The sequence below is a fragment of the Alteromonas halophila genome, from assembly GCF_014651815.1.
Lineage (GTDB): Bacteria > Pseudomonadota > Gammaproteobacteria > Enterobacterales > Alteromonadaceae > Alteromonas > Alteromonas halophila.
Genome location: NZ_BMXP01000002.1, coordinates 208,353 through 234,224, shown reverse-complemented (window position 1 = coordinate 234,224; position 25,872 = coordinate 208,353). Strand labels below are relative to the sequence as shown.

The window sequence follows — 25,872 nt, the reverse complement described above, 5'->3', positions numbered from 1 at the left end:
CAGCTAATGAGCTTGCTAAATTAGGGATCGACGTGCGACGTATTATCGGCCTCATCGTCACGTTTCGCTGCATAAAGACCACCAATCAGTACCCCGACTTCAAATAGCAGCCACATCGGTAATGCCAGCAGCGTTTGCGAAATAACATCCGGCGGCGTCAGCAGCATTCCAATCACGAACACCCCTACGATCACATAAGGACGCTTCGCACGTAGTGATTTGGCATCCGTTACCCCAGTCCAGCACATTAAAATAATCGCGATTGGGATTTCAAATGAGACGCCAAACGCGAAAAAGAGTTTCAATACAAAATTGAGATAACTGGAAATGTCCGTACTAACCGTGACGCCTTGCGGCGCAACGCTGGTAAAAAACGCGAAGGCCAGCGGAAAGACCACATAATACGCAAAAGCGATACCGGCGTAAAAAAGCAGCGTACTCGATAACAACAGAGGTGCAATCAGTTTTTTTTCATTGCGATACAACCCCGGCGCCACAAATGCCCAAACCTGATACAGCACATAGGGAATGGCAATAAAAAACGACAATACCAGGGTCAATTTAAACGGTGCAAAAAACGGCGAGGCCACATCGGTTGCGATCATCGAGCTTGCTTCCGGCAACGCCTGCAGCAGCGGCGTCGCCAGCCACTGATAAAGATCCTGACTAAAATACGCCAGCGCCAGAAACACCAGCAGCACACTAGCCAGTGCTTTGAGAATTCGGGATCGCAGTTCTATAAGGTGGGACAGTAAACTGTTTTCGTCTGACATCTATTTCTTTTTATAAGGTTCTCTGACCGACTCAGCGGCATCTTTGAGCTCATCCACACTTTTTTTCAGCTCGGGAGACATATCATTGAGGCCCTTCTGTTCCGCTTTTTTTAAGTTTTCATGCAGCTCATGGACACGAAGCTGGTGTTCAACCTCCTGCTTAAAACCAGACGCCGCATTGCGCACGCTGCGTATGGTATAAAAGGTAGATCGCATGGCACCAGGCAGGCGTTCCGGCCCCAGTATTAACAAGGCCAGCACACCAATGACCAGAATTTCCCAAAAGCCAATGTCGAACATCAGGATTTTTCTTTTGTTTTCGCCGTTGTCTGCTGCGAATCAGCGGCATCGGCCTGCTGCTTTTCTTCGACTTTTTTGTCGCCATCAAAGTCGGCGTCTTTATCGTCGGTTACCGCACTTTTAAACCCTTTAATTGCACCACCGAGATCCGAGCCAATATTTTTAAGGCGTTTGGTACCAAACAGCAGAACCACTATGACCAGAATAATCAGCAGTTGCCACATACTAATGCCCATCTTACTTCTCCTTGCATTGCGAGCGTCCAGTATGCCATTGCAGGGCTAAGCTTTCACCAGATTATTTGCAAAGATTGTGTCGTCTGCATTGCTGGCAAACGCCCTGTTTTCCATAACCAGTCCAGATTGCAGGGTATCGAAAAGCAGCTGCGCCTCCCTCCAGGATGAGTAATAAGTTGACCTCTGCCAGCGCCAGTTGCATGCTTGTATCATGAGCCTGTACCGTCGTCAGGTCATTTTCAACATAAAAAGACAGTATGCAGCAGAGGCAGTTGTCGTTTTAGGTAAGGAGTACTGGTCATGGCGTGCTACTGGTTAGTGGTCTGCAGTACGTTGGCTATGGCCGATGAAGTCGCTGCTGTGTCCGGCATTGAGGCTGCCCCGCTGATTCCGCCGCCACAACACACCACCAGCGACAATCCGCAAAGTGAACGTTCACACTGGCTTGATACATGGCAGGATGGCTTCACTGAATCCATGGATTATACCGTCCGGCAGCTAGACAGCTTTTTTGCTGCAGACGGCAGTACCGCCTATAAAAATGCACGCGCTGAGGGACGTATTCAGCTGGCCTGGGAGCCACGTACCCGGGATATTGCACAAACCGATCTTCGATTTCGTATCCGGGTACAGTTGCCTGCTCTGGAAAACCGTGTGGACTTATTGCTGAGTGATAACGAGGATGAGTCGCAGGATAATACTATCCGTGCAGCTCGCGACAATTCAATGCGGCAACGTGAAAGCACCACGCTGGCATTACGGTTCAGGCCTGATCAGGATTCGCGGCTTTCATACCGCGTGGGGGCCGGGCGACGTGATCAACTTTATGTCAAAACACAGTTTCAGGATGCCAGTGCCCTTTCCCGCCACTGGGCCGTGCGCTATGACACCGAGCTGTATTACTACACCCGTGACCGGCTGGGAGCAGAGCTGGGCCTGTCTGTACAGCATGTCAGTGATACCGAAAATGTGGTGCGCCTGAATAACCGCTTTTATTTTCGGGACGACAGCAATGACTGGCTGTGGCGTCACGACGTACAGTGGCTGCATCCAATCGACGAGAAAAATGCACTGCTGTTCCACACGCTGGTTGAGGGCCTGAGTCAGCCCAGTTATCGCGTCGAGGAGGTTTACACCGGTCTGCGCTGGCGCGCAAACCGGTACCGCGAGTGGCTGTTTTTTGAAGTCGAGCCCTTTGTGCTGTGGCTGCGCGACGAGTCGTTTTCGCCGTCCTATGGCGTTGCGCTGCGCGTAGAAGCTTACTATGGCAAGCGCTCCTGAATTTTCTTTGGCTTTTAATCAGTTACCGGACCACTGACAGCAAAAGGCAGTGACTGATACCCGCAATGGCCAGCCTCTGATTTTGCAAATACCGTGTCTGCGGCGGCTTTGACGCTGTAATGATTGCCAAACTGCGCCCAGTTAATGGCATCCCGCGCACCACAGTGTCCAGTGATCTGGCTGCGCCACACGCCGTCCCTTTGCGCGCCTGAGGCCACAACGCGGCCGGTTACCGGCTTACCCGGCAGGCTTACCTGCCATGACCGCTCTGAATACGTCGCCTGGGTACCGGCTGTCCAGTAGTGCGCCCTGCCACCTACGGTATGGCGCACGACACCATCTGTCCAGTCACGCACCAGCTGACCGTCGGTCATATCGGCCACAAATACGCCGCCTTCGCCCATGACATCAAAGGTACTCGTTGCGCCTTGTGTATTGACCAGTAGCGCTGTGGTTTCATCAACACCAAAGCCAAGGGTCTGCCGGCTCAGTGCAGTGGCCATGATCAGCCTGGTCTCACGGTCGCGCTCGGAGAAGTGGGTATCCAGTAAGCCCTGATGAAACAGCCCGGTACCACCTTCACTTCGCAGTGTGACGGCACCCGCGGGCACGGTAGAGGTACATGACTCACCCTGCGCACAGCGCACTGATGGGGCAGTGTTAAAGAAAACACCGTCATGCATGACCGTCGCTGGATCGCCACTGGTGAGCATTGGCACCGGAATACCTGCCTGTGTGCCGCCTGCCTGTACCGCCGTGCCAGCACTGGTGCCACCTACAATCAGCTTTCCCGCGCTGACACGGGCACGCATGGTACGAAGTACATCTGTCTCGCGCCCTTCGCTGTCAATCAGTGACGCCAGCGTCTTACTCTGATCGCCACCATTGAAGAAAATCCCGTCCGCCGTGGCAATTAGGTCCCGTAGCTTTTCGGGAGACGCACAAAGCTGCTGCTGATAGTCGCTGAGTACCGGATACACCCTGGCTCTGTCGTAGAGGTGGTGTCTGGCTCTGTAAGTGGCAAGTTCATTACACTGTCCGTCCTGACGGGCTTCAACGAATGCGGCGCTGACTGGCAACCAGTCGACTCTGGCGCCCGCCTGAGTAAACACCGAGGTGTAAAAGTCCACCACTGCAAAAGGGTCACGGGAGGAGGCAGTAACCACCAGAATGTGCGGCGTTTTTCCGCCAGCGCGCTGCGCGGCCTCATCGACAAACGCCTGATAAATGGCTTTACTGTGAACATTTTCGGTGTGCATCAGGCTCACCTGCTCTTTGAGTCGCTCGCCCTGTGCACTGGTCTGATACACTTCATGGCTGTCGAGCAGTGCGTAGTAGTGTTCATCAGGCAGATGCTGGATCGTTTTATTGCTTATACCTAACGATTCAAGCTGGGAAAAGAAGCCTTGGCGATCTGTTTCATTAAACGCGCTTTCTGAATATTTATTCGCTTTCAGCGCATCGAAAATTTTTAATTCCTGGACAAAGTGCGCGCTATTTTTCACAAGACGCTGGTAAGCCTGCTCAGAAATTCTGTATTTATTTTGCATTTTTGCTTCAGAAAACTGCGTTTGTTTATCGCAATTATCCGGAAAAAAACTGGAGCAGGTTTGCAGGGAACCGCCTACCAGCATTAAATCAAAATCCTTCGAAAAAGCAGGGAATGACACGAAAAATAAAGATAAAATAAGGGAAAACGCCGACAATGAAACGCGCAGCTGTTTACCTCGACGAACACGCAAGAACAACACATTGGGGAGCAAGGAAACCTCCTGACAGGCTTTAATAATTCGATTGACTTTTTTTTACACTAGTGTTAACAAATTATTGAAGTCAACCGAAACATCGCGTACGGTGACTTTTCACTGATCATGCAAAACTGCATAAATCAGCAATTTAAAGGTAAAGTAATTCATGTTTAAGAAAGCGGCCAATCTCGGCACGTATCGTTACCAGAATTACTATTTGTCGGAGTGGTTCGACGAATAGCTCACCTATACCACCTGGGTCCGCCAGGTCGGTCTCTGCTGCCCGTGTCGCAGCAATCTTAGTAGTACCAATCTCAAAATAATTTTTACAATTTGTGTTGAATATCGCACTGAAGACGGCACAAGACCGTCCGTGTGATGGGGGAAAACCATATGAAACTATCGGTATTAAGTGCTGCGGTAGGCAGCGCCATGCGTATTGCTGCCGCCTCGGCAGTGGTCTTGTCACCGGCTGTCGTTGCGCAACAGGCAGAGCCTGCGTCACAAACCAGCGACGACATGGTAGAGCGGATCCAGGTAACGGGCTCCAATATTCGCGGTGTCGACCTTGAAGGGTCACAACCGCTCACCGTGCTGGACGAAGAAGATATCGCCAAAACCGGGGCCAATACGATTTCGGAACTGATGCGCACGGTCAGTCAGACCCGCGGTGGGGTCGGCACCTTTGATACCACGCAAAGTGGCGCAACCTCGACCTCCACACCACCAGGGCAGGCCGCTGCGTCGCTGCGGGGCATTGGCCCGTCGGCTACCCTGACACTGGTGAATGGCCGGCGTATTGCCGCCAGTTCCTTTGCCGCGGGCACCGAGAACTTTGTTGATATTAACAGCATACCGGCCTCTGCCATCAAACGCGTAGAAATACTGGCTACAGGAGCGTCTGCCATCTACGGCGCTGACGCGGTTGCCGGGGTCATCAACTATATTCTCAAGGATGATTACGAAGGCCTGGAGCTTAACGCGAGTTACGAAAACACCGTGGATGATGACGATCATGGCGCCATCAACCTGCAGGCACTGTGGGGGACGCAGGTCGCCGATGGCAACCTGACCCTGTTTGCCGATTACTATGATCGTAAATCGATTCGGGCCACAGACTTTGCGGCCACCCGCGACCCCATTTTACAAAGCGGGTATTCTTATCTGCCCAAGCCTACGCCCAATATTTATTACCTGTCCACGCAGGACTTTTATGAAATTGGCGCACCAAATTGCGAAACCGAACTGGTTTCCACGGAGCTGGACGAAGATATCTGTGCCTACTACGGCAATCAGGATGACTTCTTCGAAACACCACTGGAAACTTTTTCCGGCGGCCTGACCTTTACCCGCGATATTGATGATATGGTCTGGAAAACCGACATTCTGGCCTCGCATTCTTCATCCACGTCCTATTCAACGCCGGCACCGATAAATCAAATCAATGATGAGGAAGGCCCGTGGGTTGCCCTTGATGCGCTGGACGTATTCCCGGATGCCACCCGCAATGCACTGCTTGACGGGATTTATTCTGAATTTTTTGATACTTACTTAGGCCGCGAACTGGAAGGCTTTCGCTATGATGCCCGCTTTGAATCGCCTCGTACGGTCGAGGTCGATACCACCGCTGTCCGCCTGGTGTCATCGCTAAGTGGCAGCTGGGGCGAGTGGGACTGGGAAGGTGGTGTGACCTATTCCCGTTCTGAGTCCGAACAGGAAGCAGTAGCCGGTATTTATAACCGTTACCGCTACAGTGCTGCCGTTTTTGGTGAGCTGTGCAGTGATGGCAGCTTTGCCAGTTATAACGCGGGCACCGATAACTTAAGTTGTGCAACCGGTACACTGCTGCCCAGCTATAACCCGTTTGCGGTGGATGATGCGGCTAACCAGGAGATTCTGGCTCTCACCCAGTCCCGCCCAACACGGGATGGCACCAGCGAAGTAATGGGTGTGGACTTTAAAGTGAATGGCTCACTGATGGAGTTTGGCGGCGACTTTATCCGCATGGCGGCAGGGGTAGAGCTTCGTCACGAAGAAATTACTGATGATCCGTCGCTTGAGGCGCAGGCGCGGCCGGAAAATGGGTACCTGGTCGATGTCTATGGTTTTGGTTCCAGTAAATCGTCGGCTGACCGTCGTCAGTTCGGGGTCTTTACCGAATTTCATATTCCGCTGACCGAACAGGTGGATGTGAGCCTGGCCGGTCGTTTCGATGACTACGATGATTTCGGCAGTACCTTTAACCCCAAAGTGGGCGTGACCTACCGCCCTACAGATAATCTTATTCTGCGTGGTTCCTGGTCTACTGCGTTCCGTGCGCCGTCACTGACGCAGGCGGGTGTTGACCTTCGTACTACCCGCGCCTCTTTCGACTGCTCAGCCAATCAGGCGGTCTCGGATCTCTACTGCGAGGGGGAAGGCGCGGTACGTGGCAACAACGTACTGGAGCTTGGAAACCCGCGTCTTGAAGCAGAGGAGTCTGAGTCCTACAGTCTTGGACTGGCGTACAGCCCGACCAAATACACACACCTGACCATTGATTACTGGCAGTTTGACCACGAGGAAATTGTCGATACCAACATGACCGGGGTGCTGGCGCGTGCCATCAACGACGCATCGTTGCGTCACTGTGGGCTGGTTCCCCAGGGCGAAACCGGTATTTCCTACGAGGAAAGACTGTGTCTGGTCACCGACAACAACGGCCTGACCATTGAAGAAGACGGCGCAAATCTAAACCAGATCCTCGCAAACTGGGTAGAATTTGAGAATCCGCGTTACGCGGAGCTGCCTCTGTTCCGCGACCACGTATTGCAGCTTGAAAATACCGGTACGCAGGAGCTGGAAGGGATTGACCTTAGTCTGACCCACGACATTGTGTTTGATCAGGGTGACCTGGAGCTGGGTCTGTCTGGTACCCATTACCTGACCTATGACCGCAATAAGCCCGGCTCTGACGAAATTGAGTCGCTGGCCGGTCAGTTCCGTTATCCGGAAACCATTGCCACGGCGGAGATTTTCTGGACCACCGAAGACTGGTACGCCGGCGCGTATATTTATTATACCGACAGCTACAAAGATGAAACGATCCGCTTGCGTGGCCGTGAAATCGATGAGCTGGAAGCCCTTGGCGCGCTGGATGAAAACGGCGAACGCGATATCAGCAGCTGGACCACGGTGAGCTTCAGTGCGGGCTATTACTTTGAGAATGCCGACGTGCGCCTGACCATCGACAACCTGTTCGACCGTGATGCGCCTGTTGCGTACGGCTCGGCCCGGGGCTTTGATGCATATAATCATGATCCCTATGGCACCATGTACACCCTCTCGCTAAGCTACTACTTTGACTAGAGAAGGTGCAAACACGTCTATCGCCGCTCACGCACACAGTCCGGTGCCTGGTCCAGGCGGTTGTTTGCAGGCCTGACGGGATAAGTTAAATAATGCCAGCCCAGACCAGGTGCCTGGCTGTAAGCTATGGTGGCCCTGCCGGGCCGCCTTTTTTCAACTCGGAGTCTGACTATGCATGATGCTGTAAAAAAAGAGCAGCGGATGCCGGATGCCTTTGTGATCCTGTTTTTTGTGATTGTCGCTGCCGGTCTGCTGACGCTATTTGTCCGGCCCGGCGCGTTTACCACCGAACAGGTGACCACCAGTGCCGGAGAAGCCCGGGAAGTGGTAGATGCCAGCAGCTTTCATTATGCGGCCGACAGCCCGGCCGGAGCCACGCTGTTCAGCGACTCGGCAGAGCAAACCGGATTGCTGAATTATGCCTTTGATGGTCTGGTGTCGGGCGATCGCTACGGCTCTGCGGTGGGCGTGGTCGCCTTTATCCTGATTGTGGGCGGTGCCTTTGGCATCGTAATGAAAACCGGGGCGATTCATAATGGTATTCTTGCGCTAATCAACCGCACCCAACACGCGGGCACGGCCGTGCTGCCAGTAATGTTTGTGCTGTTTTCACTGGGCGGTGCCATCTTCGGTATGGGCGAGGAAGCCATTGCCTTTTGTATTGTGCTGGTACCGCTTATCGTCGCGCTGGGCTACGACAGTATAACGGCTGTGCTGATTACCTACGTGGCAACCCAGATTGGCTTTGCCACCAGCTGGATGAACCCCTTCTCGGTCGCCATTGCCCAGGGCATCGCCGGGGTGCCCCTGATGTCCGGTCAGGGCTTCAGAATCGCCATGTGGGCAGTGTTTACTGTCACCGGCCTGATGTTTACCCTGCTCTACGCCCGGCGAATCAAAGCAGATCCGGCGCTATCGCCATGCCGGGAGACCGATCAGAGGCACCATAAGCATCAGCAATCCACCACCGACTCCTTTGGACGTACGGATATCTGTATCCTGCTATGGTTTATGGCCGCGATAATCTGGGTGATTTGGGGTGTGATTGTGCATGCCTACTACATTCCCCAGATTGCAACGCAGTTTTTCGCTATGGGACTGGGGGCCGGACTCATTGCTTTTATTGGCGGACGCATGCGGCTAAACGGTATTAGTCAGGCGTTTGTGGAAGGGGCTCGCGACCTGCTGCCCGCCGCACTGATCGTGGGGATGGCAAAAGGTATTGTGCTGGTACTTGGCGGCGATGATGTAACTTCGCCGTCGGTGCTTAATACGCTGCTTTTCTATACCAGTGAAGCACTTGCGGAAACCAGTACAGTCGTAAGTGCGCTACTGATGCTGACATTTCAGGGAGTGTTTAACTTTTTTGTCGCCTCTGGCTCGGGTCAGGCGGCGATCACCATGCCATTAATGGCACCGCTGTCTGACTTAGTCGGGGTCAGCCGACAGGTGTCGGTACTGGCCTTCCAGCTGGGTGATGGACTGACCAACCTGATCATTCCTACCTCGGCCTCGCTGATTGGCTGTCTGGGCGTTGCCCGTCTGGACTGGACAGTCTGGGCGAGATTTGTCTGGAAGCTGGTATTACTCTTATTTGCGCTAGCCTGCGCATCCATTTTTCTTGCTGTTATCACAGGGTTCTCTTAATGATCACACTGATTACCAATGTCGATGTGTATGCGCCCAGGGCACTGGGCGTCTGCGACATTCTTATTGCCGGCAACCGTATTATGGCTATTGAGCCAGGCATTACCTTGTCCGGCGAACACATTACCCGGCTCGATGGAAATGGCATGATCGCCATGCCAGGTCTGGTTGACTCGCTGGTTCATATTACCGGGGGCGGAGGCGAAGGAGGCTTTCACACCCGCACTCCGGAAATGAACCTGACCGATGCCACCCTGCACGGTGTAACAACCGTAATTGGTGCGCTGGGTACCGATGCCACCACCCGCACGTTGCCCGAACTGATTGCCAAAGCCTATGGGCTTAGAAATGAGGGCATATCGGCTTACTGCTACACGGGCTCTTACCACTACCCGGTGCGCACCGTCACCGGTGATATCACCGATGATATTATGCTCACTGGCCCGGTGATTGGGGTGGGCGAAGTAGCCATCGCTGACCACCGCTCTTCACAACTCAGTGCCAGCGAACTGGCGCGCATTGCCTCACAAGCCCGGGTTGGCGGCATGCTGTCCGGAAAAGGCGGTATTGTAAGTATTCATACCGGTGAAAGTCCCTATCAGCTGTCGCTGCTTCACGAGGTAACAGACAGCTCTGATATCCCGGCCAGCCAGTTTTATCCCACCCACATCAACCGCAGTCAGTCGCTGATGGAAGCCGGCAAGCGCTGGTGCGAACGCGGTGGCAGAATTGATGTGACAACCAGCACCAATGCGCAATTTATTGCGGAAGGGGAAATTCCGGCTGCAGAGTCTATTGCCTGGTTTTTAGGTCAGGGTGTTGATGTTCACCAGCTGACCATGAGCTCTGACGGCAACGCCAGCCTGCCGGTGTTTGACAACAACGGGCGCCTGACCGGGCTGGAAGTTGGAAAAGTGGGCAGCCTTTATCAGTCGTTCCGTGATCTGGCCGCGATACGCGACGTGTCGCTCTCCGATGCCATTGCCAGTGTCACCCTGTCTCCTGCCGATATACTGGGCCTGCACAATAAAGGCCGGTTACAGCCGAATGCAGATGCTGACATTGTGCTTATCGATCCAGCGACGCGCGATATTCAGCACGTTTTCGCCAATGGCGTGCAAATGGTAGACAACCAGCAAGCTCGCGTTAAAGGGACGTTCGAGGCCTGAGCCTATGGCCCGCCCTAAGGCGGGCCGGCGCACTCAGGGTCGCAGTGCCCGTTCGCCCCGCGCCAGACCACACACACCGGTGCGTGATGACTCGATGATTTCGGCACATTGTCCGACGGTGTCGGCAAACGCATCCAGTTTATCGGTCGTGCCGGTAATTTCGATGGTGTAATTGTTGGCGTGCACGTCCACTATCCGGGCACGGAAAATATCGGTATTACGCTTCACTTCGGCGCGTACTGCTTCGCTGCGGGTGGCAACCTTGATCAGCATAAGTTCACGTTCGATGTGGGCGTTTTCCGTCAAATCGACAATTTTAAGCACATCAATCAGCTTATTGACCTGTTTGGTGATCTGCTCAATAACCTTGTCGTCACCGTGCGTAATAATGGTCAGTCGCGACAAGCTGGGGTCATCGGTAGGTGCCACACACAACGAATCGACGTTATAGCCACGCTGCGAGAAGACACCGACAATGCGGGACAAGGCGCCAGGGGCGTTTTCCATCAACACTGAAATAATACGCTTCATCAGGTTCGCTCCGTTTTACTCAGGCGCATGTCATCCATAGCACCAAACTTTATCTGCATGGGGTAAACATGTTCATTCTGATCAATGGCAATATCCATAAATACCAGCCGGTCCTTGTGACTAAAGCATTCGGCCATTGCGTCATCCAGCTCATCCGGCTTATTCACTTTAATGCCAATGTGGCCATACGCTTCCGCCAGTTTGACGAAGTCAGGCATGGAGTCCATGTAAGAGTGTGAATGGCGGCCTTTATAAATCATGTCCTGCCACTGGCGTACCATACCCAGCGCACGGTTATTCAGTGAGATGATTTTGACCGGCAGATTATATTGCAGGCAGGTCGACAGCTCCTGAATATTCATCTGAATACTACCATCGCCGGTAACCACTACTGACGTTGCGCCTGGATGCGCAACCTGCACGCCCATCGCGGCGGGTAAGCCAAAGCCCATGGTGCCCAGGCCGCCCGAATTGATCCATTGACGCGGCTTTTTATACGGATAATACAGTGCAGCAAACATCTGGTGCTGCCCCACATCAGAGCTGATATAGGCATCGCCATTGGTGTGTTTATACAGCGACTCAATCACCCGTTGCGGTTTAATCTCGGTGTCACCCTGCTCGTAGGTCAGACACTTTTTGTCCCGCCACTGACTGATTTGCTGCCACCAGTCTTTGAGCTTGTCCGGCTGCGCACTCAAATCCTTGTTCACCAGTTGCTCAAGGATCTGATCCAGCACTTTGTCGACCATGCCAACCACCGGAATATGCGCATTCACCGTTTTAGAAATCGATGCCGGATCGATATCCACATGAATAATGTCGGCATGCGGACAGAATTTATCGACGTTATTGGTCACCCTGTCATCAAACCGCGCGCCTAATGCCAGAATACAATCTGAATTATGCATGGTTTTGTTGGCTTCCAGGGTACCGTGCATGCCCAGCATTCCCACAAACTGCGGATGAGTACCGGAAATCGCGCCCAGCCCCATTAGTGTGCAGGTGACCGGGGCTGACAGCTTTTCGGCCATTTCCAGTACCTGTGCAGAGGCATCACTGGCAATCGCGCCACCGCCAACATATAACACCGGGCGTTCGGCTTTCATCAGCGCATCCACGGCTTTTTTAATCTGGCGCGGATGTCCACGCTCGGTAGGGTTATATGAACGCAGACTCACATCGGTGGGGAACACATAAGGGTGCTCCTCCTGCACATTGACAATGTCCTTGGGCAAGTCGACCACCACCGGGCCGGGCCGGCCTGAATTGGCAATATAGTAGGCTTTGGCAATGGCATCCGGAATATCCACGGCCCGTTTGACCAGAAAACTGTGTTTTACAATGGGCCGCGAGCAACCCACCATATCGGTTTCCTGAAACGCATCTTCACCAATATGCATCGACGGTACCTGACCGGACAGCACCACCATAGGAATTGAATCCATATACGCGGTGGCGATGCCGGTAATCGTATTGGTTGCCCCAGGACCTGAGGTAACCAGTACGGTGCCGGTTTTTCCCGTCGAGCGTGCGTACCCATCTGCCATATGTGCGGCGGCCTGTTCATGACGTACGAGCACATGTTTGACATCATCCTGCGCAAAAAGCGCATCGTAAATATCAAGTACGGCCCCACCCGGGTAACCGAACACATGTGTCACTCCTACATCTTTTAGCGCCTCTACCACCATGGCTGCGCCTGACATCATCTTCACGGCCTATCTCCTGTCACGAAACGGTATTACCAGCAATTGCCAGAAAAGGGCAAAATGCCCTCTCTTAGCCATAGCCGGACTATATCGAAGGAAATAGGAAGATAAAACACGAAAATCCAGAAAAGTGAGACATATATCCCATATAAATGAAATATTAGGATATTCCTTTCACCTCAAATGAAATTCACAGCTAAAATGAGGATCAAGTTTACATTGCATTTACATTTCCACCGCTACTCAGGCAGCACCATACCGTCAAGAGATGTATTCAGGTCGTCATCATTCGCTTCGTTTGCAACATCTCCCCGCATCACTGGCTTCGACCCATAAATACTGGCCATTTTGGGGCGGTGGATGCGTGTCTGATACTTCATCCAGGTTTTCTCAAGCGGGGTTTGCGGATCACGTTCGCCTGCGACAACCTTCAGACAGTTGCGTTCCTCCTGAGTTGACGGCTCAAGATCACCGCGTTGTATGGCATCCATCACTGTGCCGTACTGCTGTAAAAGCTGACTTTCGCGGATCGAGAAATCTCCAGAACGGGAAAATCCGTACGGGTAATGTTTTTTGTCAGAGAACAAACGCTTAAGAAGTGTTTCACGGCATATTCTGGCCATGAGCCGATCCTCAATTGATGTGCTTCGGTACACTGCGTACCCGTACCGGTGTCTGTTACATCTGTTTTAGAAAAGAAGCATTGATCTGTCAACGAGACAGCAACAGTTTCATGGAAATGTCACACAACGCTGGGCAGATATGACAGCCGGATTCAGCACCAGATAATTGTGCTATGTTCTATGATTATTCATGGCCGGTGAAGGTGAATATTCCGGTGATTAGCCTCCCACGCACATTGTCTAACGTAAAGATAAGACCGCAACTGCAGGTTATTTACGTTGTTTTGGGACCCACGCCCACACCATTTCACATATCACCGGCTCTATATTCTGAACATCTGTGACAGTAACCTTTACGGTGACTTCCCCTTTATCCTGCGTCTGCATTTGCTGAATTTGTTCGTCTGTAAGCTCGGCCACCGCCTGCATATCGCCCTGAGCACGCTTTACATACTTTAAGTTCATTTCTTTAATCAGCGGTAATTTATCGCCTGGCAAATTTACGCCAACAACAAATCCGGTGGACGACTCAGCAAGTAACGCCATGCCTGCGGCATGCACGCTGCCAATGTGATTCTGTACCTTCTTATAGTTTTTTTGCCGAAAGGTGACTGACTTCAGATCCGTATGCAGGATATCCAGTTTTACGGTATTGGTTAGCTTCACTTTGGAGCGAAATGCAAAAGTCAGCAGACGACTGCTTAACCATGAAGGATAACGGTTAGCCTTTTCTGCAAATTTACGTAGAGGGTTACTGGCCGGCATAAGATCTCTCACTGCATCTGGTTTGACCAGTCAGCCTAGACCGACTTATTCTTACATGCAAGCTTTTCAGTGCGTGGAGAAGTGAATTGATAGCTAAACTGGGGGCGCAGTCGCCCCAGTTTAGCCAGGGAAGGTGTGAATAAGTCTACTCGTCAGAGGCCTGTGCCATTTTTGACAGGTTACTATTTATCTTAAACAGCACAATAACCAGCTCGCACCATAATCTGGCACCAAGTGCCCCGCCTGCGATATAAAGTATCCCTAACAAAAATGAGGTAAAGGATATTCCGCCGTACCCGGCAAACATTGATGCCACACCACTTATCACAGCGACCAGTAACAGCAGCCAGTAAATAAAGGTAATCACTTTAGGCGTGATCATGCTTTCGAAGAAAAACAAACTTTTCATATTCAACGTCCTTATTGTTTGCTTGGCACTTGAAATAGACGTGCAAAGCCGAGGTTAACCAGTCTAATTGACTGAAATAATTTAACTTTCCTTATATCTCTAAAAAAATATACATGAAAAGTACGTCTTATAAAAGGCTTAAAAAAATACGTCGCTATCGACCGTACGCAGCCGCCTTCACCGTTCGTTTAACATCACACGGTGAAGACACATTTGTCATGACAGACGCTTGACTAATCGGATTGAGGTGTTTCTGAAGATATTGGAGCAGGAAACGAGATTTGTTAACTCGTTGAGAAACAATCGCCGGGAACCGGTCGCGACCCCAACCTTGGCAATCACGTGGTGACCAGGTATGTGCACTACCAGCTGAGCTATTCCAGCATAGAAGGTATTTTTCTGAAGATATTGGAGCGGGAAACGAGATTCGCTAACTCGCCGGGAACCGGTCGCGACCCCAACCTTGGCAATCACGTGCTGACCAGGTATGTGCACTACCAGCTGAGCTATTCCAGCATAGAAGGTATTTTTCTGAAGATATTGGAGCGGGAAACGAGATTCGAACTCGCGACCCCAACCTTGGCAAGGTTGTGCTCTACCAGCTGAGCTATTCCCGCATAGAAGGTATTTCTGAAGATTTTTGGAGCGGGAAACGAGATTTGCTAACTCGCCGGGAACCGGTCGCGCCCCCTTGGGGGAGCGATTTCTCGCACGCAATAATGACTACTTTGTCATTATGCTTTAATTGGAGCGGGAAACGAGATTCGAACTCGCGACCCCAACCTTGGCAAGGTTGTGCTCTACCAGCTGAGCTATTCCCGCACTCATTTTTAACTTGCGGCCTCGGTGGTTGTGTTACCTGTTATCAACCTTGCCAAAATGGCAATCACGTGGTGACCAGGTATGTGCACTACCAGCTGAGCTATTCCCGCACAAAAAAGCACTTCGTTTGAAGTGGTGCGCATTTTACAAAAAAACGGCGCTCACGCAACCGTTAATTGCAGTTTTTTTACGTATCCGTGCATAAACGACTAAATCGTGAACACTTTCTCACGATAAAAACGCATTTCTTCGATGGACTCGCGAATGTCGTCCAGCGCCAGGTGCACGCCTTTTTTGGTAAACCCGTCCAGCACCTCTGGTTTCCAGCGCTTAACCAGCTCTTTAATGGTACTGACATCAACATTACGGTAGTGAAAAAAGGCCTCCAGCTCTGGCATGTACTTAACCATGAAGCGACGATCCTGACCGATCGTATTCCCGCACAGCGGGGACTTTCCGGGGTCGATATAGTCCTGAAGAAACGCCATCGTCTGTTGTGCGGCCTGCGCTTCATTCACATTACTTTCACGGCAGCGTTGGGTAAGCCCGCTTTCACCGTGAACCCGGGTGCACCATTCATCCATATTGTCCAGAATACTGTCTGGCTGATGTACAGCAATCACCGGGCCTTCTGCCAGTACATTGAGCTGTGCATCTGTGACGATTGTGGCAATCTCCATTACTACACAGGTTTCCGGATCAAGGCCGGTCATTTCCATATCGATCCAAACCAGATTGGTATTATTTTTAGCCATTCACTTTCCTCGTTAAATCATGGCACTAGTGCCATACAAACGGTATCATTGAACGCCAGTATACGTGAAATCTGCGAGAAATTGTGGCCAAAAAACCAAAACTCACGCACCGTCAGAGGCGTCAGGTTGCAGCAAACCGCAATAAGCGACTGCGGCAAAAGGGGGATGCTGATAGTCCTCTTGATGAAGCCAGCCTGATATCTGGCAAAGTGATCGGACGCTTTGGTAAACATGCCGATGTAGAGGACCAGTCAGGCACTGTTTCCCGCTGTCATATCAGACGTACGATCAACTCCGTCGTATGCGGTGACAACGTATTGTTTAGTCCCGGCGAAGACGCCGAGCGGGACCGTGGCGTCAGCGGTGTCATTGAACTGGTAAAAGACCGGCAGTCGGAGCTCACACGCCCTGACTTTTATGACGGCGTTAAACCCATTGCCGCGAATATCGATCAAATCATTATCGTCAGTTCTGTCAAACCGGCGCTGTCGCTGAACATTATTGACCGCTACCTGGTTGCCTGTGAGGATATTGGCATTCGACCTCTGATTGTGCTGAATAAAGCTGAGATGCTCGATGTTGATGAGCGCCAGAGCACCGAACAGGCACTGGCCATTTATCAGGAGCTGGGCTATCAGGTGCTGTTTACCAGTTGCAAAACCGGTGAAGGGCTGGAACAGTTAAACGCGTACTTAAACGACAATGTGAGTATTTTTGTCGGTCAGTCAGGCGTAGGTAAGTCAAGCCTGGTGAATCAGGTATTGCCCGATGCCGATGAACAGGTCGGTGATATCTCTGATAACTCGGGATTGGGACAACATACCACCACCGCGGCGAAGCTGTTACACCTGCCACAAGGCGGCGATTTAATTGACTCGCCGGGCGTACGGGAGTTTTCCCTCTGGCACCTGCCTTCTGAACGCATTACCTGGGGCTTCATAGAATTCCGGGATTACCTTGGCGGCTGTAAATTCCGCGATTGTAAGCACCTGGACGATCCTGGGTGTCTACTGCGTGATGCTATGGAAAAAGGCGAGATCAGTGCAGTACGCTTTGCCAGCTATCACAAAATCTTAAGCACCATGGAAGATCAGCGCCCCAGTCGTAGTCAGCCCTTTTAACCGAACATAGCCTTAGACCGTCACGCTTGCCGTAACGGCGTTTCAGAGGCCATAAGGGTGACATTGCGACCCGCTCGTTTTGCAGCAAGCAGGCTGTTATCAGCTTCTTCAAACGCGTCCTGAAACGATTGACTGGCATCCAGCCCTGTCACACCAAAACTGCAGGATACACTCAGATCAGGTTGCACAAAGGACAGCCCGGCCAGCCGCTCACGGATTTGCTCGGCAACCTCGAAGGCATCATCTTCCTGCGTTTGGGGCAGCATTACCATAAACTCATCACCACCAAATCGTCCCAGAATATCACTCTCGCGTAATGCACTTTTTATTTCTACCGCAATGCGTTCGAGCACCCGGTCACCGACAGAGTGGCCATATTTATCATTGATCAGTTTAAACTTATCCACGTCGATGAGGAGCAGAGACGTCGCCTGACCGTAACGTCGGGCCTGCTTTATCTGCTGTTCAGCAAGCGTAAGAAAATGCTGCCGGGTATAAGCCTGAGTAAGGTGGTCGATATGCGCTTTCTGGTGCAGCATCCGGTTAGCTGAAACCAGAGCCGGTACCCCCATCGCAAAATAGGCACTACAGGCCACAACGTTTATTGCAAACTGATAAATATAGGCCTGGGTTCCTACCCCAAAAACCGCAACCAGCGCTGCGGTGAGGAAGCTGTACAACGCCAGACTCAGCGCAGTGCGGTAGGGCGTTTCGGTATACACAATCCACATCTGCGGCAGGGCCAGGAAAAACACGAAACAGGCAATTTCCGGAGAGTTAAACAGATCCGCCATAATTACAACAATAGTCAGCAGGCTGCTGCAAAGCAGCAGTTTTGCACCATAACTCCATCGCCTGTGGGTGGCCGGCAACGAGAACTGCAACGCAGTCAGTAACCCCCGTTTAGGGTACAGACGGTTCATAAAACTGATAAACAGCGGTGTTAACACCAGAATGCCGGACATGTCACCTATCCACCAACCCAGCCAGGACTCTTTGAAACTGGCCAGCGATAAGCCTCCGTATAGCAGGACCATGCCGGTCAGTGCCATAAAAAAACTGGATACCGAGGCAGTGATCATAAACCGCATAACCAGATGGTAAAGGTTGTAGGTATCTACCTGCTCAATGGCGCCGCGCAGTAAATGGGCGCTAACACCGTAAATAAGGTTATGGATAACGGCAAAGATGGCGCCTGAGGTAAGTAGCTCTGAAATGGTGCGCTGATCCTGAAACACCATATGTTCCCAGAATGTCGACAGCATGCAGGCGATAAACATAGTCCCAACCACCCGCCAACCCACCAGCAGATAGGCCGCAAACGTCAGTCCGGCTGGCGGAAACCATATGCTGGCGTGCGGCGCATACTCCATAAAAACTGCCAGGCGCCACAATGCCAGCCACGAAAAAATTAGCAGTAAGTGCTTGCTTACAACATCAAGTTTCATAAATTTCACTAACTTTCCGGCAACGGCTTCCTTAGGGAAGCTGCAAACAAGGCAATCATCACTCAGCGCGTCCTGAAATGCGAGGTTGCAACGCAGGTTTCGCGGACAATGGCCGTAACTCTTTTAAACTATGGTGAGCCCTCTTATACCGCATCTGGTATAAGCAAGTACAGATAAGTTGTTTTCAAACCCCTTATCTAAGGTACAATCCACGCGAAATTGAAACGGAGATACGCTGTGCTGGACTGGCTAAAAATCAATCTGCAATACATTACCCCGAAACATGCGTTATCACGCCTGGTTGGCAAACTTGCCGAAGCCGAAATGGGTGGCCTTACCACCGCATTGATCAAAGCATTTATTAAGCATTACCGGGTAGACATGGACGAGGCACTGTACCCTGAGCCAGAGCATTACCGGTCATTTAATGCTTTTTTTACGCGCCCGCTTAAACCTGAAGCGCGCAGCATCGACAATGACGACAACACCCTGATCCATGCCGTCGACGGCACTGTCAGCCAGTTTGGCGATATCAATTATGACAGTATTTTTCAGGCCAAAGGACACAACTTTAGTCTGACATCCCTGCTGGGGGGCAACCCTGATCTTGCTGAGCCATTTAAAAATGGTAAGTTCGCGACGGTATATCTGGCACCGCGTGATTATCACCGTATACATATGCCTGTCGACGGCACGCTCACCGATATGGTGTATGTGCCCGGCGAACTCTTCTCTGTTAATCCGCTGACAGCAGCGAATGTGCCTGATCTTTTCGCCAGAAACGAACGGGTTGTGGCGTTGTTTGATACACCCGTCGGTAAAATGGCGATGGTGCTGGTCGGGGCAACAATTGTCGCCAGTATCGAAACAGTGTGGTCTGGCACGGTCACGCCACCCGCAGGCAAGAACGTGCAGCACTGGCGCTATGATAAAGACAGCGAAGCCAGCGTTACATTGAAAAAAGGCGACGAACTGGGTCGCTTCAAACTGGGTTCAACCATCGTCGCCTGTTTCGAGCAGGACGCCATTGATTTTGAAGCGCTGGAAGCTGGCATGGTAACCCGGTTAGGTGAGCCAATGGCAACGCGTTCAGAGCGTTGATGGATCCGGTCAAACGCAGCCTGATATCGCTGCATTTTACAGTGGTGCTGTTAGCTGGCACCGGGCTTTTTTCACACCTGGTGCCGCTGGCCGCGGGCGATATTACGTTGGTTCGCTCCGTCGTTGCGTGCCTTGCGCTGTTTGTGTTTTTGCGCCTTTGCGGTGAATCGCTGACCCTCAGTCGTCGTCGCGACTACAGCATCGCAATCGGGCTGGGCGCACTGATGGCACTGCACTGGGTGACGTATTTTGCTGCCATGCAATATGCCAGCGTGTCTGTCGGTATGATTGCCATGTTCACCTTCCCGGTGATAACCGTGCTGATTGAACCATTTTTTGAGCGAATTGCGCTGGTCTGGCAGGATCTGCTCTCGGCCATCATTGTGGTGGCCGGTATTATCCTGATGGTCCCGGAAGTATCGCTGGCTAATGATGTCACACTGGGGGTCGCTGTCGGCGTGCTTTCTGCATTTTTGTATTCGATACGCAACCTGACCCATCGCAAGCATTTTTCACATTACAGTGGTGCCAAGGCAATGGCGTGGCAGACCCTGATCGTCAGTGTCTGCGTCCTGCCCTTTGGCACCCCGGCGATTGGTGAGGCGTCGCTGCAAACCTGGGGCTTATTGCTGTTGCTTGGCACCGTATTTACGGCGTTGCCCCATGCGCTGATTGCTGCTTGTCTGCGCCATTTGCGCGCCAAAACCTTTTCACTGATTGCCTGCATGCAACCTTTCTATGGCGTCATTCTGGCCATAGTGCTGCTTAATGAAAGTCCCGGCTGGCAAACACTGTTAGGCGGCATTATGATTACTTCAGCGTCTATTTATGAAACGCTTAACGCGCATAAATTGCACAACGAGGGATAGCGTAGCATGCACATCATCGGTCACAGAGGTGCCAGTCGCGACCGGCCGGAAAATACCTTATCAGCGTTCGAAGAAGCCTTTCATCAGGGTGCTGACGCTATCGAATTTGACACCTATCAGCATGATGACACGATTCTGGTCTTTCATGATCGCTACCTGCATCGCACCACCAACGGCCAGGGTCGCTTTAAAGATTCCTCGCTGGCTGATTTACGTCATCTTGATGCGGGGCATGGCCAGACGATTCCGTTACTAAGCGAAGCACTGCTCTGCATTCCCGCCGATGCCTGGTGTAATATTGAAATTAAGTCACTGAGGGACACCCAGCAGTGGCTGGAGCAACTCGACAAAGCCATTACCAGTGCCCGGGTAAGCGCTGACAGGCTGCTGATATCTTCGTTCAACCACCACTGGTTAACCGATATAAAACACCACCGGCCATACCTTACTATTGGCGCATTAACAGCCAGCTACACCCGCAACAGTATTGTAGATGCCACCGCCATATCCGCTTCTACCCTGCACGTTGCATTGGATGTGATCACCCCTGAATACGTGCGCGATGCGCATAATGCGGGCCTGAAGGTGTATGTGTATACCGTTGACGGACACCTGGATATGCTGGAGCTGGAGTCCTGGGGCGTCGATGGGATATTTACCAATGTACCGGCGTTCGCCCGTCACGTACTGCATGACGAACCTCACCCGGCGCTGTATCACGGCTAACAACCGGTTATTTTGCCTGAGTACTTACCTGCTGAGCAGTAAACATCATCCGGCGGTCATTGCGATACTGCCGGCATAGCCGCATATTTACCCAGTGACCGGCGACAATCAGCATGGCACCTGTGGCAATCGTGAATGGTTCGCCACTTTCACCAAAAATATCTTTAAACCAGTAAATAAGACCGCCAACGGCAAGTAATGCCAGAGGATAGTAGCGGGAGTGGTATTTCAGTGCCCCGGAAATAAGCGCAACCGCTCCAATAACCAGCGAAATACTCAGAATTGTTCTTTCAAACCACAACTGTGCAAAAAACGTCGACCCGATCAGTGGCAACAAGGGAACAACCACCGGCAACGCCAGACAATGCAGCGCACACAGGCTGGAAATCCAGATGCCTAACGTGTCCAGTTTTGTCGGATTCTCCACAGGGGTCATGATGATTCCACACAGGTTGCTTTCGAAGAACGTTATATTATAACAAAACGTGACAGAGTTAAATCGCTTTTATAAAATTTAACCATGGCAGTGAGCAACTGACGATCTTAAATTGCGCACGTTGCACTAAGAAGACGCCTTAGCGGGGCGCGGCAACACGTGCACCTGACACTGAATTCCCCAAACGTGCCGGCTGCTGGCGTGCGAAATACGTCGACATGGAGATCAGTTCAATACCACGGGCATTCAGCTCAGGAAGTTGCTCGCTCAGAAAGGCCAGCGTGCTGGGATGAGGGTGAGCAATGCCGATCGCCACACCATGTTGCTGGGCTATTGTTTCAAGCTGGCGCAACTGCTGGTTCATAAACGTCTCTGACTGCTGATGATCAATAAACACATGGCGATGGGCACTGGGTACGCCGTGCTCCTGTGCAACGCGCTGCGCCAGCGACTCAGACGTAGTACGGCTGTCAACGAAAAACAAACCACGCTGGTGTATTTCGTACATCAGTGCCTGCATTGGCCGACGCCTGCCGGTCAGCAAACTGCCCATATGGTTATTCAGCCCACGCGCATTCGGCACACTCTTAAGCGCCGCCTCAAGGGTACTGGCAATACCGGAGGGGTACATATCTGCTGTGAGCGCCCGGGGACCAAGTAATCGGTTATTGGACAATGCCTGCATAGGCAGATGCAGCATCACATCACGGCCCTGATCATCGGCCCGACGCGATAACTGCGTAGCCAGCGGCGTGTCCGGCAAAATAGAAAACACAACGGCTTTTGGCAGCAACAGGGCCTGTTTATCAGACTGACGGTAGCCCAGGTCATCAATAATAATCACAATACCTGGCTTCTCGCTGGCATGGGCGCTGTGCATCAGCATACAGGCAAGGACGGCAAGCACCGTAAAGCCAAAATGTCTGAAAACGTGTTTGCGCATGATAACCCGAGTTTGCTTTAGTTGTTCTTTGCCAGTTAGGAAAGTGCTCACTAAAGGCCACGGCTATTGCCCGCGAAGCCAGCCTTGCGACTGCGCCCTTCTGGGTTCGCTGAGTGCTGACAGACTGCTTTGCCTCTTTCCCTGCCTAAGCATACCTGTGTCAGATTGCGGAAGAAAGCTTTAGCGCAGCGGGAATTTTGATTAGGATAGCCAGTATCTGGTGCCAGCAAGCAGCACACTGTGTAAGTCTTCAGGGGAAATGAAGTTTGCGCTTACCTGGCGCATGATGTTCTCATTGCCCGACTCGATCGTAGCCAACACACTATCAGGAAGCCCGCATGTCCCACGCTATCACGCACATCGTTGAACGTATTAATACTACCTGGCAGCGTATGCAAAGCAGTAGCACGCCACCTGTGCATACCCCACTGGACATCAGCACACGGCTGTCTGACTTGGCCGGCATGCAGGTTTACCTTAAAGGTGAACACCTGCAGCACACGGGGTCGTTTAAATACCGCGGTGCTTTATCGCGGATCCTGGCGTTAGATGATGCAGGTCGCAAAAAAGGGGTGATCACCGCCAGCTCTGGCAATCATGGTATGGCGTGTGCCATGGCGGCCAGAGAGGCAGGTGTGGCGGTGCGCGTCTTTGTGCCGCAGGACGCTTCGCCGCTCAAAGTTCAAAAAATCGAGGCGTTAGGCGCCCAGGTTATCCATGCCGACGGCGATTGCCTGGTTGCAGAAAAAACCGCAGCCCAGGAAGCAGAACGTGAAGGTAAGGCCTACATATCGCCGTATAACGATGAACTGGTGATGGCGGGCCAGGGAACCATAGGCAAAGAGCTGCTTCACCAACAGCCACACCTTGACGCAGTCTTCATCGCGGTGGGGGGCGGCGGCCTGATTAGCGGCATTGGGGCGTGGCTGAAAGCACACAGCCCTGCCACTCGCGTCATTGGCTGCTGGCCACAGCATGCTCCGGCCATGGCAGAATGCCTGAAGGCTGGCAAAATCTGTGAAGTGGATGAAAAGCCGACATTATCTGACGGTACGGCTGGCGGTGTAGATGAAGGAGCAATCACATTTGATGTCTGTCAGCAGGTCATCGACGACACCGTGCTGGTCAGTGAAGAAGAAATCGCCCGTGCCCTGAAGGACATGGTGGCCTTTGACAATACGATTGTGGAAGGCGCAGCTGCCGTAGCTATTGCAGGCGCCCTTAAGTATGCGCCGCAACTTCAGGGACAACGTGCAGCAGTGATCCTGTGCGGTAAAAATATTGCCTTTGATAAGCTAAAAACGGTGTTATGCACCACGTAGCTTTAAGCCATTACCACAACCATTAAAGCAAATTTTCTTTTTGCCGATACGCTCTATGAATCCGAAACAAGGAGAGCGTTATGCATTATTCAGCTATTGAAAAGAAAGCGATTACCATCTCTGCCGCGGTAATGGCAGGCGTATGGTGCTTTAATGTTCTGACCATGGCCGGCGTCCTTTAGGCCTGTCCCCTACCCGTCGCGGGTATTCACGGTCAGTGTCTGTCTGCACTGAGTAGTTCCCGGGGGCGTTCACCACCAACGCCCGCCTGCCACCGCACCTACCGTGCCAGCCATTTACTGGGATTCAGTGCCTTGCCCTTGTGGCGAATTTCAAAATAAAGATTCGGATAGGTTTGACCACCACTTTGACCCACCAGGGCAATGGTATCGCCGGGACGCACCGAATCACCGGATTGTTTAAGCAGCGCCTGATTATGCCCGTACACACTCATATACCCTTTGCCATGATCGATAATGGTGACCAGGCCAAAGCCTTTCAGCCAGTCAGCGTATAAGACCCGGCCGCCTGACACCGCTTTAACCGCGTTGCCTTCATTACTTTCTATGACAATGCCTTTCCAGCGTAACTGCCCCTGTCGACGCAGCCCGAACAGCCTGCGCACACGTCCGTCTGCCGGTGCTGCCAGTTGCCCCTTGCTGCCCGCCAGTCCCGCCATCATTTGCGTTTCCTGCTCAGCGCGACGCTGCGCTTCTTCAATAGCGCGTACCAGCGCCTGTTCGTTTTCCTGCAGCTGCGCGATTCGCTCACTTTCAGAGGCAATTTTTTTATTAAGTTTATTTAGCGTGGCTTTGCGGTCGTCCTGTCGGGCCACCAGCGATGCACGTTGTGATTGTTGTCTGGCTAGCAGTGCTTTCAGCTCATCGGCTTTGTCGCTGAGCCGGGCATTCACCTCTTTGAGCTTGTCGACATTGGCGCGAAACTCGCTAATCGCTTCCTGACGCGCCTTAGACAAATACTGATAATAGGTCACTACCCGCTCAAATTTGCGCGCATCTTCCTGGTAAAAGAGCATTTTAGCGTAGTCATAATGGCCCGCCATAAATGCACTGCGCAGCTGACTGGCTAACATATCCTGTTGGTTGAGAATGGCTTTTTTAAGTGAGGACTGCTGGGTTTTAAGCGTTTCCTGTTCTGCCTGGTTGTTGGCGAGCGCCGTGCGGGTCTCTTCAAGCGCCCGGGCCACGCGGCCTATTTCAAGCTCAGACTCTTTCAGTACTTCCTGCAATTCTTCTGCGGTTGCCTGGCTGTCCGCCAGCGCCTGCTGACGCTCTTTGAGTTCAGCCTGCAATGCCTGCAGTCGCTGTTCATCCTGCTGAGCAAAAGCAGGATTACCCAGTACGATCCCCAACAACAGCAATAAACAAACGCGCATCAGCAAGCACATCATTCAGGCGTAATAGGCCTGGTTGGAGGAGAGCCGCACCAGCCCTTTAACCAGTTTAAACGCCGCCCAGATAAATACGCCGAAAAGGATTGGCCAGCCAATCAGGACCACCGTGAGAATGCCGCCAAGAATAGACAGGACGATCGCAATAACGAACGTCCGCACCAAATTCTGATAGTGGTCGGCAAACTGCGTTTGTGAGGCGGCGGGCTGTTTAATAATGGCCCAGATACCTCCTGCCAGCCATAGCAGCCCGGTAAACAGGCCAAGCAGCATTAATATGTAGGCAATCAACGCGTGTTGCCGGGCTTCCTGATCTTCCTGGCTTAGAGTAGGTTCCATGTCATCCGCTACCATTTTTGAGCAAAAAGTAGGGCCA

The 25,872-nt window shown here is 52.1% G+C and carries 24 protein-coding genes and 2 tRNA genes; 9 read left to right on the top strand and 17 right to left on the bottom strand.

The annotated features are described in order from the left end of the window. Positions 1-20: 20 nt before the first annotated feature. From tatC to tatA, 3 genes are read right to left on the bottom strand one after another with little or no spacing between them, the layout of a single operon-like run. Positions 21-773 (bottom strand): twin-arginine translocase subunit TatC, encoded by a 753-nt coding sequence (gene tatC, locus IE054_RS05070; RefSeq protein WP_189404023.1) that lies wholly within the window; start codon positions 771-773, stop codon positions 21-23. Next, positions 774-1,073, bottom strand: coding sequence for a Sec-independent protein translocase protein TatB (gene tatB / locus IE054_RS05065; protein WP_189404021.1), 300 nt, complete (start codon positions 1,071-1,073; stop codon positions 774-776). Beyond that, the gene (tatA, locus tag IE054_RS05060) at positions 1,073-1,309 is read right to left on the bottom strand and encodes a Sec-independent protein translocase subunit TatA (protein ID WP_189404019.1); all 237 of its coding nucleotides are present in this window, start codon (positions 1,307-1,309) and stop codon (positions 1,073-1,075) included. Before tatA ends, tatB begins: the two co-directional genes overlap by 1 nt. 300 nt (positions 1,310-1,609) lie before the next feature. Between tatA and IE054_RS05055 the strand changes: the two genes are divergently transcribed. Next, positions 1,610-2,590 carry a TonB-dependent receptor gene (locus IE054_RS05055; protein ID WP_189404017.1) on the top strand — a complete coding sequence of 327 codons (981 nt, stop codon included), beginning with the start codon at positions 1,610-1,612 and terminating at the stop codon, positions 2,588-2,590. A 14-nt stretch (positions 2,591-2,604) separates the two neighbouring features. Here IE054_RS05055 and IE054_RS05050 read toward each other — a convergent pair whose 3' ends face one another. Beyond that, a complete protein-coding gene (locus IE054_RS05050; RefSeq protein WP_189404015.1) occupies positions 2,605-4,224 on the bottom strand; it encodes a cyanophycinase in 1,620 nt (539 codons plus the stop codon). A 507-nt stretch (positions 4,225-4,731) separates the two neighbouring features. On the opposite strand from IE054_RS05050, the gene IE054_RS05045 reads away from it, so the two are divergent. From IE054_RS05045 to iadA, 3 genes are all read left to right on the top strand, one after another. After that, the gene (locus tag IE054_RS05045) at positions 4,732-7,686 is read left to right on the top strand and encodes a TonB-dependent receptor domain-containing protein (protein ID WP_189404014.1); all 2,955 of its coding nucleotides are present in this window, start codon (positions 4,732-4,734) and stop codon (positions 7,684-7,686) included. Between the two features lie 171 nt (positions 7,687-7,857). Beyond that, positions 7,858-9,333 carry a putative basic amino acid antiporter YfcC gene (gene yfcC, locus IE054_RS05040; RefSeq protein WP_189404012.1) on the top strand — a complete coding sequence of 492 codons (1,476 nt, stop codon included), beginning with the start codon at positions 7,858-7,860 and terminating at the stop codon, positions 9,331-9,333. Continuing rightward, positions 9,333-10,502: a beta-aspartyl-peptidase gene (iadA, locus tag IE054_RS05035; RefSeq protein ID WP_189404010.1), complete on the top strand. Its 1,170-nt coding sequence runs from the start codon at positions 9,333-9,335 to the stop codon at positions 10,500-10,502. The genes yfcC and iadA overlap by 1 nt, the downstream gene beginning before the upstream one ends. A gap of 33 nt (positions 10,503-10,535) precedes the next feature. Here iadA and ilvN read toward each other — a convergent pair whose 3' ends face one another. The 8 genes from ilvN to orn all read right to left on the bottom strand — a co-directional run bounded on the left by ilvN (position 10,536) and on the right by orn (position 16,119). Next, positions 10,536-11,033, bottom strand: coding sequence for an acetolactate synthase small subunit (gene ilvN / locus IE054_RS05030; RefSeq protein WP_189404008.1), 498 nt, complete (start codon positions 11,031-11,033; stop codon positions 10,536-10,538). Further along, a complete protein-coding gene (locus tag IE054_RS05025; RefSeq protein ID WP_189404005.1) occupies positions 11,033-12,751 on the bottom strand; it encodes an acetolactate synthase 3 large subunit in 1,719 nt (572 codons plus the stop codon). Before IE054_RS05025 ends, ilvN begins: the two co-directional genes overlap by 1 nt. Positions 12,752-12,984: 233 nt before the next feature. After that, positions 12,985-13,368, bottom strand: a complete 384-nt coding sequence (locus IE054_RS05020) for a MaoP family protein (protein ID WP_189404003.1) — start codon at positions 13,366-13,368, stop codon at positions 12,985-12,987. Between the two features lie 270 nt (positions 13,369-13,638). After that, positions 13,639-14,133 carry a DUF4442 domain-containing protein gene (locus IE054_RS05015; protein ID WP_189404001.1) on the bottom strand — a complete coding sequence of 165 codons (495 nt, stop codon included), beginning with the start codon at positions 14,131-14,133 and terminating at the stop codon, positions 13,639-13,641. 145 nt (positions 14,134-14,278) lie between these two features. Beyond that, complete coding sequence (locus IE054_RS05010) at positions 14,279-14,542, bottom strand: DUF4282 domain-containing protein (protein ID WP_189403998.1); 264 nt, start codon at positions 14,540-14,542, stop codon at positions 14,279-14,281. Positions 14,543-15,083: 541 nt separating this feature from the next. Then, positions 15,084-15,159, bottom strand: a tRNA-Gly gene (locus IE054_RS05005). Between the two features lie 129 nt (positions 15,160-15,288). After that, positions 15,289-15,364: transfer RNA gene (locus IE054_RS05000), tRNA-Gly, on the bottom strand. 209 nt (positions 15,365-15,573) lie between these two features. Continuing rightward, positions 15,574-16,119: an oligoribonuclease gene (orn, locus tag IE054_RS04995; RefSeq protein WP_189403997.1), complete on the bottom strand. Its 546-nt coding sequence runs from the start codon at positions 16,117-16,119 to the stop codon at positions 15,574-15,576. A gap of 83 nt (positions 16,120-16,202) precedes the next feature. Here orn and rsgA point away from each other — a divergent pair, with 83 nt between their 5' ends. Then, a complete protein-coding gene (gene rsgA / locus IE054_RS04990; protein ID WP_189403995.1) occupies positions 16,203-17,240 on the top strand; it encodes a small ribosomal subunit biogenesis GTPase RsgA in 1,038 nt (345 codons plus the stop codon). 20 nt (positions 17,241-17,260) lie between these two features. Here rsgA and IE054_RS04985 read toward each other — a convergent pair whose 3' ends face one another. Further along, a complete protein-coding gene (locus tag IE054_RS04985) occupies positions 17,261-18,688 on the bottom strand; it encodes a sensor domain-containing diguanylate cyclase (protein ID WP_229805032.1) in 1,428 nt (475 codons plus the stop codon). A gap of 237 nt (positions 18,689-18,925) precedes the next feature. Here IE054_RS04985 and asd point away from each other — a divergent pair, with 237 nt between their 5' ends. From asd to IE054_RS04970, 3 genes are read left to right on the top strand one after another with little or no spacing between them, the layout of a single operon-like run. Beyond that, a complete protein-coding gene (asd, locus tag IE054_RS04980) occupies positions 18,926-19,789 on the top strand; it encodes an archaetidylserine decarboxylase (RefSeq protein ID WP_189403991.1) in 864 nt (287 codons plus the stop codon). Beyond that, positions 19,789-20,658 carry a DMT family transporter gene (locus IE054_RS04975; protein WP_189403989.1) on the top strand — a complete coding sequence of 290 codons (870 nt, stop codon included), beginning with the start codon at positions 19,789-19,791 and terminating at the stop codon, positions 20,656-20,658. The genes asd and IE054_RS04975 overlap by 1 nt, the downstream gene beginning before the upstream one ends. 6 nt (positions 20,659-20,664) lie before the next feature. Next, the gene (locus IE054_RS04970; RefSeq protein ID WP_189403987.1) at positions 20,665-21,384 is read left to right on the top strand and encodes a glycerophosphodiester phosphodiesterase; all 720 of its coding nucleotides are present in this window, start codon (positions 20,665-20,667) and stop codon (positions 21,382-21,384) included. 7 nt (positions 21,385-21,391) lie between these two features. Here IE054_RS04970 and IE054_RS04965 read toward each other — a convergent pair whose 3' ends face one another. Both IE054_RS04965 and IE054_RS04960 read right to left on the bottom strand, forming a co-directional pair. After that, the gene (locus IE054_RS04965) at positions 21,392-21,820 is read right to left on the bottom strand and encodes a MerC domain-containing protein (RefSeq protein ID WP_189403985.1); all 429 of its coding nucleotides are present in this window, start codon (positions 21,818-21,820) and stop codon (positions 21,392-21,394) included. Between the two features lie 139 nt (positions 21,821-21,959). Then, positions 21,960-22,763: a divergent polysaccharide deacetylase family protein gene (locus tag IE054_RS04960; protein WP_189403983.1), complete on the bottom strand. Its 804-nt coding sequence runs from the start codon at positions 22,761-22,763 to the stop codon at positions 21,960-21,962. 338 nt (positions 22,764-23,101) lie between these two features. Between IE054_RS04960 and IE054_RS04955 the strand changes: the two genes are divergently transcribed. Continuing rightward, the gene (locus tag IE054_RS04955; protein ID WP_189403981.1) at positions 23,102-24,085 is read left to right on the top strand and encodes a threonine/serine dehydratase; all 984 of its coding nucleotides are present in this window, start codon (positions 23,102-23,104) and stop codon (positions 24,083-24,085) included. A 280-nt stretch (positions 24,086-24,365) separates the two neighbouring features. Here the strand turns inward: IE054_RS04955 and IE054_RS04950 are convergent, their stop codons facing one another. Together IE054_RS04950 and IE054_RS04945 are read right to left on the bottom strand one after the other, a co-directional pair. Then, positions 24,366-25,481 (bottom strand): murein hydrolase activator EnvC family protein, encoded by a 1,116-nt coding sequence (locus tag IE054_RS04950; protein ID WP_229805008.1) that lies wholly within the window; start codon positions 25,479-25,481, stop codon positions 24,366-24,368. A 15-nt stretch (positions 25,482-25,496) separates the two neighbouring features. Next, positions 25,497-25,835, bottom strand: a complete 339-nt coding sequence (locus IE054_RS04945) for a DUF4870 family protein (protein WP_189403980.1) — start codon at positions 25,833-25,835, stop codon at positions 25,497-25,499. Positions 25,836-25,872: the final 37 nt, after the last annotated feature.

Coding starts and splice junctions, on each gene's coding strand:
- tatC (WP_189404023.1), bottom strand. CDS start 773: ATGTCAGACGAAAACAGTTTACTGTCCCACCTTATAGAACTGCGATCC.
- tatB (WP_189404021.1), bottom strand. CDS start 1,073: ATGTTCGACATTGGCTTTTGGGAAATTCTGGTCATTGGTGTGCTGGCC.
- tatA (WP_189404019.1), bottom strand. CDS start 1,309: ATGGGCATTAGTATGTGGCAACTGCTGATTATTCTGGTCATAGTGGTT.
- IE054_RS05055 (WP_189404017.1), top strand. CDS start 1,610: ATGGCGTGCTACTGGTTAGTGGTCTGCAGTACGTTGGCTATGGCCGAT.
- IE054_RS05050 (WP_189404015.1), bottom strand. CDS start 4,224: ATGCTGGTAGGCGGTTCCCTGCAAACCTGCTCCAGTTTTTTTCCGGAT.
- IE054_RS05045 (WP_189404014.1), top strand. CDS start 4,732: ATGAAACTATCGGTATTAAGTGCTGCGGTAGGCAGCGCCATGCGTATT.
- yfcC (WP_189404012.1), top strand. CDS start 7,858: ATGCATGATGCTGTAAAAAAAGAGCAGCGGATGCCGGATGCCTTTGTG.
- iadA (WP_189404010.1), top strand. CDS start 9,333: ATGATCACACTGATTACCAATGTCGATGTGTATGCGCCCAGGGCACTG.
- ilvN (WP_189404008.1), bottom strand. CDS start 11,033: ATGAAGCGTATTATTTCAGTGTTGATGGAAAACGCCCCTGGCGCCTTG.
- IE054_RS05020 (WP_189404003.1), bottom strand. CDS start 13,368: ATGGCCAGAATATGCCGTGAAACACTTCTTAAGCGTTTGTTCTCTGAC.
- IE054_RS05015 (WP_189404001.1), bottom strand. CDS start 14,133: ATGCCGGCCAGTAACCCTCTACGTAAATTTGCAGAAAAGGCTAACCGT.
- IE054_RS05010 (WP_189403998.1), bottom strand. CDS start 14,542: ATGAAAAGTTTGTTTTTCTTCGAAAGCATGATCACGCCTAAAGTGATT.
- orn (WP_189403997.1), bottom strand. CDS start 16,119: ATGGCTAAAAATAATACCAATCTGGTTTGGATCGATATGGAAATGACC.
- IE054_RS04985 (WP_229805032.1), bottom strand. CDS start 18,688: ATGAAACTTGATGTTGTAAGCAAGCACTTACTGCTAATTTTTTCGTGG.
- IE054_RS04975 (WP_189403989.1), top strand. CDS start 19,789: ATGGATCCGGTCAAACGCAGCCTGATATCGCTGCATTTTACAGTGGTG.
- IE054_RS04970 (WP_189403987.1), top strand. CDS start 20,665: ATGCACATCATCGGTCACAGAGGTGCCAGTCGCGACCGGCCGGAAAAT.
- IE054_RS04965 (WP_189403985.1), bottom strand. CDS start 21,820: ATGACCCCTGTGGAGAATCCGACAAAACTGGACACGTTAGGCATCTGG.
- IE054_RS04960 (WP_189403983.1), bottom strand. CDS start 22,763: ATGCGCAAACACGTTTTCAGACATTTTGGCTTTACGGTGCTTGCCGTC.
- IE054_RS04955 (WP_189403981.1), top strand. CDS start 23,102: ATGTCCCACGCTATCACGCACATCGTTGAACGTATTAATACTACCTGG.
- IE054_RS04950 (WP_229805008.1), bottom strand. CDS start 25,481: ATGCGCGTTTGTTTATTGCTGTTGTTGGGGATCGTACTGGGTAATCCT.
- IE054_RS04945 (WP_189403980.1), bottom strand. CDS start 25,835: ATGGAACCTACTCTAAGCCAGGAAGATCAGGAAGCCCGGCAACACGCG.